The organism is Clostridium sp. AF36-4, from assembly GCF_003435975.1.
Classification (GTDB): domain Bacteria; phylum Bacillota; class Clostridia; order Lachnospirales; family Lachnospiraceae; genus Eubacterium_F.
The window spans coordinates 1-7,864 of sequence record NZ_QTVH01000044.1 but is presented as its reverse complement, the minus strand read 5'-3'; the positions used below and the strand labels follow the sequence as shown (position 1 = coordinate 7,864).

At 33.6% G+C, this 7,864-nt stretch carries 10 protein-coding genes; all 10 read left to right on the top strand.

Features of this window, described 5'->3' with window-relative positions:
• Positions 1–195 precede the first annotated feature (195 nt).
• The gene (locus DW005_RS13145) at positions 196–1,014 is read left to right on the top strand and encodes a helix-turn-helix domain-containing protein (RefSeq protein ID WP_117480109.1); all 819 of its coding nucleotides are present in this window, start codon (positions 196–198) and stop codon (positions 1,012–1,014) included.
• 96 nt (positions 1,015–1,110) lie between these two features.
• A complete protein-coding gene (locus tag DW005_RS13140; RefSeq protein WP_117480107.1) occupies positions 1,111–1,374 on the top strand; it encodes a type II toxin-antitoxin system prevent-host-death family antitoxin in 264 nt (87 codons plus the stop codon).
• Complete coding sequence (locus DW005_RS13135; RefSeq protein ID WP_117480105.1) at positions 1,367–1,669, top strand: type II toxin-antitoxin system RelE/ParE family toxin; 303 nt, start codon at positions 1,367–1,369, stop codon at positions 1,667–1,669. The genes DW005_RS13140 and DW005_RS13135 overlap by 8 nt, the downstream gene beginning before the upstream one ends.
• Positions 1,670–2,223: 554 nt before the next feature.
• Positions 2,224–3,501: an ATP-binding protein gene (locus tag DW005_RS13130; RefSeq protein ID WP_117480104.1), complete on the top strand. Its 1,278-nt coding sequence runs from the start codon at positions 2,224–2,226 to the stop codon at positions 3,499–3,501.
• A complete protein-coding gene (locus DW005_RS13125; protein ID WP_117480103.1) occupies positions 3,491–4,117 on the top strand; it encodes a hypothetical protein in 627 nt (208 codons plus the stop codon). Before DW005_RS13130 ends, DW005_RS13125 begins: the two co-directional genes overlap by 11 nt.
• A 212-nt stretch (positions 4,118–4,329) precedes the next feature.
• Positions 4,330–4,866, top strand: a complete 537-nt coding sequence (locus tag DW005_RS13120; protein ID WP_117480102.1) for an NUDIX hydrolase — start codon at positions 4,330–4,332, stop codon at positions 4,864–4,866.
• A 129-nt stretch (positions 4,867–4,995) separates the two neighbouring features.
• The gene (locus tag DW005_RS13115; protein ID WP_015516238.1) at positions 4,996–5,763 is read left to right on the top strand and encodes a GNAT family N-acetyltransferase; all 768 of its coding nucleotides are present in this window, start codon (positions 4,996–4,998) and stop codon (positions 5,761–5,763) included.
• Positions 5,764–5,816: 53 nt separating this feature from the next.
• Positions 5,817–6,305, top strand: coding sequence for a GNAT family N-acetyltransferase (locus tag DW005_RS13110; protein WP_117480101.1), 489 nt, complete (start codon positions 5,817–5,819; stop codon positions 6,303–6,305).
• Positions 6,306–6,368: 63 nt separating this feature from the next.
• Positions 6,369–7,517 (top strand): bifunctional GNAT family N-acetyltransferase/class I SAM-dependent methyltransferase, encoded by a 1,149-nt coding sequence (locus DW005_RS14295; RefSeq protein WP_242989488.1) that lies wholly within the window; start codon positions 6,369–6,371, stop codon positions 7,515–7,517.
• A 41-nt stretch (positions 7,518–7,558) separates the two neighbouring features.
• A complete protein-coding gene (locus tag DW005_RS13100) occupies positions 7,559–7,774 on the top strand; it encodes a type II toxin-antitoxin system Phd/YefM family antitoxin (RefSeq protein ID WP_117480100.1) in 216 nt (71 codons plus the stop codon).
• The last annotated feature ends 90 nt before the right edge of the window (positions 7,775–7,864 follow it).

Genomic DNA, 7,864 nt, shown 5'->3' with positions numbered 1-7,864 from the left:
TGTAAAAATGTGAATCGCTGTATTCCTTGGACTCCAAAGAGAAAGTAAACTTCAAGTTTTTGAAACTGAGAAATCGGGAGTTGTCAAACACAATGCTTCTCCCAACTGAAGGTTGAGTTTGATAATTCTACTTACGGTTCGTGTACAAAAATTGATAGAAATTGTAGAGTAAATCATGGAAGGAGGCATATTTTCATGAATCAAATTGATACAGGAAAGTTTATTGCTGGTTGTAGAAAAGAAAAAGGTTTGACACAAGCGCAATTAGCAGAAAAGTTAAATATTACTGACAGAGCTGTTTCCAAATGGGAGACAGGAAAATGTATGCCTGATTCATCTATCATGTTGGAACTTTGCAATATTTTAGATGTTACGGTTAACGAATTGTTGAGTGGGGAGAGGATAGAAATGAATAATTACGAAGAGAAGGTCAATGAAAATCTCATTGAATTAAAAAGAAAAGATGAGAACAATATGAACAAGAATGCAATAATATCAACAATATACACAATCGCTATGATAATTGGCATTATGGTATGTTGCATATGTGATATTGCCATTTCGGGAACATTGACATGGTCATTAATTGTGCTTAGTTCTATATTGGTTACATGGCTCACATTGTTTCCGGTTATATTGTTAGGAAAAAGGGGAGTACTGGTGGCGATGATTGCTATTAGTATAATTATAGTACCATTTATGTACATATTAAGTATTTTGATAAAAGTGAATGAGGTGTTCAGCATAGGTGTGATTATGTCGATTATCTCACTTGCATTTCTTTGGATAATTTATGCTTTATATTATCGACTTAAAGAACGAAAGTTTTTGGCAACAGGAATCACATTCTTGTTTGCTATTCCACTTACACTTTTGATAAATAGTATATTATCAAAAGTGATTGGCGAGGCGGTAATTGATATTTGGGATATATTATCTATATTTATTTTGTTGATTATAGCAGTTGCTTTTATAATTGGAGATTATGCTCGAAGAAAGGGGCATATAAGATAAGACTTTAGTTACACCTAAATTCCAGTTTGTCGAATTTTTATTGGTACACAAGACATAATTATGCTATAATTATGACAAAGAAAGGAGAGAGGTATCATGCCACTTATTATGCCTATTAAGGATTTACGCAATACAACCGAGATATCCAATATTGCACACAAGGAACAGGAGCCTATTTTTATCACAAAAAATGGATATAGTGACTTGGTTGTTATGAGTAGTGAACTATATGATAAATTTGCAAGAATGAATCGCATCGACCAAGCAATTTTCGAATCCGAGCAGGAAATTAATAATGGAGCAGAGGCCGTTGACGCAGAAAAAGTTTTTGCAGATTTGGAGAAAAAACATTTTGGATAAATACAAAGTAAAGGTCAACCCCAGAGCAATACGTGAATTAGATCACATTTATGAATATATCTCAAATGAGAAATTGGCTCCTGAAAATGCTAAAGAACAAGTTGACAGAATTAAGAAAGCTATTTTAGGTTTAGAGACTTTTCCACAGTCTCACCAAGAGAGAAATGAGGGTAGATATGCTGCAAAAGGCTATCATCAGTTATTGATTGATAACTATATTGCCATTTTTCGTATTGATGAACCGAACAAAACTGTTTATGTGTTAACAATACAATATCAAGGTTGGAATTTATAAGACAAGCACCAATGAAATTATAAATTATTTGGTGCTTTCTTTATACAAATAAAATTTGAAAGAAAGTATAGATGAGGGGAAAGAACTTTTGCTTGTGGTAGGGGAGAGGTATTGATATAATGGTAGTGAAGAAAAAAGGTATATTAGATATTGATGTTTGCTTTATTTTTTGTTTCTTAAATTGAGCGCGGTGTATGGAGATGTTATTTGTTTAATTATTTTTAGGAGATGCTGAATATGAAAAAAAAGAGATTATAATTTTTTTATCAGGATAAAGAAAATACATTACCTGATTATCAAAGGGCAGTATGTGGTATAGTACGTATTTCTAATTAATGTTATGAGTTGATAAATCATAAGGGTACTATTATTTGGGATAGCAATAGTCAAAATGTACCGGAAGGATAAATGCAAAATAAAAGGGATTGATTGTATAATTGGTGCTTTTGGTGACAAATAAAAGCACTAATTATTTTTTATGAAGAAATATTGCATAAAAAATAATTTATGGTATAATAATTACCAATAGGGAAAATGACTAGGAGGAATGTGCCATGATTATTGAGATTAGAGCGAAAAACTGTTTTGTATTTGAGGATGACATCATATTCTCAATGAAAGCAGATATGAGAAATAAAAAATTTGGATCGAATGTCCATAAAGAAAACAACTTCAATATACTCAAGACAGCTGGAGTATATGGTCCGAATAATGTAGGGAAAACCTGCTTGATCAAGTGTATCAGAGCCATAAAAGGTGTGCTTTTGAATAAAGGGAATGGGTTGATGCCTAATATATTCACTTCAAACAAGATTTGTTCACTGGGGATAACTTTTTTAGCAGATGGAAGAAAGTTTTCCTATGATTTTAAGTATGACTGTGAAAAAGAAGAGTATATTTACGAATCATTTTCTGAGATATTGAAGGATCAATATAATAATGAAAAAGAAGTCTGCTGGTTAAAGAAAGATACTGTTGGCGAAATATACGAGTGTGACGATGAGAATTTAAAATTTATGATTCCTGTTGTATCTAAGAATAGTTTGTTGTGTTATGTGATTGACACGACAAAGTTTGAACGCATCAACGAGATGAAACAAATTTTGGTTGGATTTGCAGAGAAAATTGACATCATTAATATGAATAATATTCCGATGCAGCACACGATTGAACTTATGAAAAATAAGAACCAATTACAGGAAAAAATTGTGGATTTTATCAAGAACGCAGACTTGTATATGGATAACTTTGAGTATGTGGATATGGATAAAATTCAAATTAAAATGGATGAGGATGATGAAAAACCAGAAGAGAAAGTGTTGGACATTCCGGATCAGATTATGGATCAGATCCGTTTGGTTTCTACCTACAAGGGAGTTCATGTACCAAGCATGATATTTGATTCCACAGGAACAAAGAAGATAGCGGCGATGGCAAGTTATGTGATTGAGGCACTTGAACAAGGCAGAATTCTTGTTGTGGATGAGTTGGACAGCAGCATTCATTTCAAACTTACAAGAGCGATTGTAGCCATGTTTAATAATGAATTGAACACCAATGCGCAGATGATATTTACCGTTCATGACATTAACCTTATGGACTGCAAAAGGATGTTCAGAAAGGAACAGATTTGGTTTGTTCATAAGGACGCAGATGGAGTGTATGTTTATTCACTTGCTGAGTTTACAGCGCAGCAGGGCGTCAGAGATACAACGGATATAATGGAAAAATACAGGAAGGGTGCGCTTGGCGCATTGCCAGATCCGGAATTGATTAACTCCTTACTTAGTATAAAGGGAAATGTAAGAGAGGGGGATGCCCATGATAAATAAGCTTCCTAAATTTTTAGATAATCATAAAATCTGTATTATCTGTGAAGGCAATGAGGAATACGAATATCTTGACTGTTTAAATAAATTGAATGTATGGAATAAACAGTATCAGATCAACCTTGTTAATGCTGGTGGCAATGGAAATATTCCTGCTAGATATCAGGATCGATACCAGAATGGAGCAGATGAACTTGTGTTAATTTTCTGCGATACTGAAAAGAAACCGCATGAGCAGTACGAGGATATAAAGCGAAAAATAAATGCTTTTCATGGTGTAGCTGGTGCTAATGAAGTGGTTATGTTTGGAAATCCATGTACAATGCAGATTATATCGAAACATTGGACGGATGAAAATTTGAAATCACCAGCAAAGCCAGTGAATGCGCCATTGATAAAAAAGTATACTGGTGTACAAAATTATAAGGGGCGGGCAGATCAAATCAAAGAGATTATGAAGTATATTACGGTAGAAAATTACAAAGATATGCGTGAGAGAGTTAGCAAATTAGCGGTAGATGATTCAATTACAGGAAGCAGTAATTTTGGGCACTATTTAGAGTTGCTTGAAAGTGATGATAGTGGGTGGATTGAAGCAATAAATCAAAGATTGCAATGAAAGGGGAATTGACAATGGAGAAGAGGTCGTTGATGTAGAAAAAGTTTTTGCAGATTTGTAGAAAAAACATTTTTTTTGTGATATGGGAGAGGTATTGATATAATGATAATGAAAAAGGTAAATCGTTGTTTGGCGATTTGGTAAATCCCAATAAATTAATTTTATAGGGTACAGAAAATTTGAATTTTGATGTCGATTATCAGGGGGAATATATGGTGCATAAAGAAATATATATTGAACTGCAGGATACGCAATGGCAATTTGATTATATTGACCATGATAGAAATATTGCTAGAGCAATTGTATATGATGAAAACGGAATATTCTATTTAGTAAGAGCCGAGCGAGATGATGATTTTGGCAAAGCAACATTAATTGAAACTGCTGGCGGAGGAGTTGAGGTAGGCGAGGAGTTACAAACTGCCATTCAAAGAGAACTAAAAGAAGAATTAGGTGTATCAGTAGAAATAGTTTTTAAAATAGGAGTTGTAAGTGATTATTATAACCTGATTCATAGGCATAATATTAATAATTATTTCTTGTGTAAAGTAAAATCATTTGGGGAAAAAAATTTAACGCAGGATGAAATAGATAGTTTTCATTTATCTACATTGCAATTGTCTTATGAAGAAGCAGTTCGAGAATATGAAAATAGAAAGAATACACGATTAGGAACACTTGTAGCAAATAGAGAATTACCTATCTTATATCGAGCAAAAGAAATAATCGATGATATAGAGAGTGAATAAACTTTCAGTCTTGCGGAGAGATTGAAAGCAACAGAAGATTTGAATTTGTCGGATTGGTAAATTCATATTTAGTGAATGATAACAATTTATAATTTAGTATCGGATAAAGAATAAAAAAGGAAGTAAGTTATGACGAATAAAGAAATAATGGATATAGCAATGCAGCAATCTGCATATGACACAAATGCAAAGGTTTCTGACTTCCTTCAGGATACAAATGTATTTGTTAAATCTGGAGTTGGACCTTTGGCAAGAAAATATTATAAAGAACCTATCGCTTGTAATTTTGTGTCTTATGGAAGCAATGTAGTTGCATCTGTGAAAGATGAATTTAAAGAAATAGTTGAAACATATCTGAGTAAGTTTGAATTTTATCATTGTTTTGAGACGCCTAACATGCACTGGCTTGATGAACGGATGAAAGAAAAAGGATATAGAGTATGTTTTATGGCAGAGTATTTTTTGCCGGATATGGAACGATTGAAAAGATTAGAGTGCAATTATGTCCTTAAAGTGTTAGAACAAAAAGATTTTGCAGATTTGTATCTTCCAATGTGGGGGAATGCATTGTGTGCAGATAGAAAAGAGTTAGATGTTCTGGGAGTTGGAGCATATGATGGTGAGAAGCTTGTAGGTCTCGCAGCGTGTTCAGCGGATTGTGATAATATGTGGCAGATAGGTGTCGATGTTTTGCCTGAATATCGAAGAATGGGAATTGCTTCATCACTAACAAGTAATCTTGCAATTGAAATAATTGAAAGAGGCAAAGTACCATTTTACTGCTGTGCGTGGTCAAATCTTAAATCGGTAAAAAATGCATTGCGCAGTGGTTTTGTGCCTGGATGGGTGGAAATGACGGTAAAAGCAGCAAGCTTAGTTGATGAAATGAATAAGTAATAAATTCCAATTTTTGAAACTGAGGAATCGGAATTTAAGGAGATGTGTATATTATGATTAAAAGAGTAGAGGAACAAGATATTGCTGGATGTGTAAAAGTAATAAAAGAAAGTTTTGCCACGGTTGCAAAAGAGTTCGGTTTTACTGTTGAAAATGCGCCAAGATTTACAGCATTTGCAACAACAGAAGATAGATTAAAGTATCATTTGTTTGAAGAGCATAGACCTATGTATGCTTTTTATGTCAAAGAGGATATTGTGGGATATTATTCTCTATTTGTGCAAGATAATAACGAGTGTGAATTAAATAATTTATCTGTAATACCTGCATATAGACATCAAGGAATTGGAGAGGAACTTTTAAAACATGCTTTTAAGATTGCGGAAGAATTAAATTGTAATAAGATTAACATTAGTATCGTTGAAGAAAATAATGTATTAAGAAAATGGTATGAGTCGTTTGAGTTTATACATATAGGTACACAAAAATTTGATTTTTTCCCATTTACATGTGGGTATATGGAAAAGAATTTACAATATTAAATTCCAGTTTGCAAACCTGCTAGATAGTCAGAACAGTTAAAATTGATTGGAGGATGGACGAAAATGAAAACGATAGATATTGGCGGAGGTTTGGAAAGCAATGAAAGGTGGCTTATGAATATAACATACGAAAAAGCAAAAGAAGAAGATATTGAGCCAATCTATGAATTGTGCAAGCAACTGATTCACGATTATGAACAATTGGAAACAATTGATTATCCAAAGGTAATGAACTGGATTCGTAAAAAGATAGAAAATTCGATTGATGAATATACAACTGTTCATGCCAATGGTGAAAAAGCAGGATATTATCATTTTTATCAAAATGAAGACGGACAATTTGAAATAGATGATTTGTTTGTGTTTCCTAAGTTCCAAAATCACGGAATTGGTTCGGAAGTAGTAAAGAGGTGTTGTGCATCTGTTCGTGCACCTATTATATTGTATGTATTTATAAAAAACAAAAGAGCCATTTCTTTGTATGAGAAACTGGGGTTCAAAGTTTCTGAAACGATACATAATAGTAGGTATATTATGAAGAACGACAACAGAAAATACTACGCCGCTTATGAGGAAAGATATAAAATTGCACATCAGAATGGTGTCCGTTGGGCAAGCGACCAGAATAGCCCTATTGTAATGGAGATAATCAAAAAATATAATATACAACCCGAACATTGTTTGTTGGAAATTGGGTGTGGTGAAGGAAGAGATTCAAAGGCAGTATTAGGTGCCGGTTATAATCTAATGGCGATTGATATTTCAAACGAGGCCATTGCGTATTGCAAGAGAATAATGCCAGATTTTGAGAAGAACTTTAGTGTATTGGATTGCTTGGCAGACAATATGGATGAATTATTTGATTTCATCTATGGTATTGCAGTTATTCATATGCTCGTTCTTGATGAGGACAGAAATAGATTTTATCAATTCATTCATAAGCATTTGAAACCAGAGGGATTGGCACTTATTTGTACAATGGGCGATGGAGAATTTGAGATGCGAAGCGATATTAGCCAAGCATTTGAACTTCAAGAAAAGGAGCATAAATCTGGGAAAATAATGGTGGCTGGAACATCGTGCAGAATGGTATCGTTCAAAAACTTTGAGGACGAAATAGCAAGAAACGGTTTGGAAATAATAGAAAAAGGTATCACTAGTGCGCTGCCCAATTTTAATAACTTAATGTTTGCAGTTATTAAAAAAATGTAATCAACTTTCAGTTTGTAGAAAGGATAGACGAAAGTGATGATATGTTTATTACCGCAACTGAATTAAAAACTAATTTAGGCAAATATCTTATACTTGCAGAAACAGAGGATATTTATATTACTTGTAATGGAAAAGTTGTTGCAAAATTGTCTAACCCATATCAGGACAGAGTAGATGTTGCTAAGTCATTATTTGGTGTTTTTTCGAATGATATGACACTGGAAACAGCACGAGAAGAAAGGGTGAATACAATATAAGGACACGTCGTTTAACACATAGCGACACAGAAATAGAAATTGACCGAGCTCTTTAGAGCGAGGGAGGCTTCTTGTCCGAAGGGCAAGAAG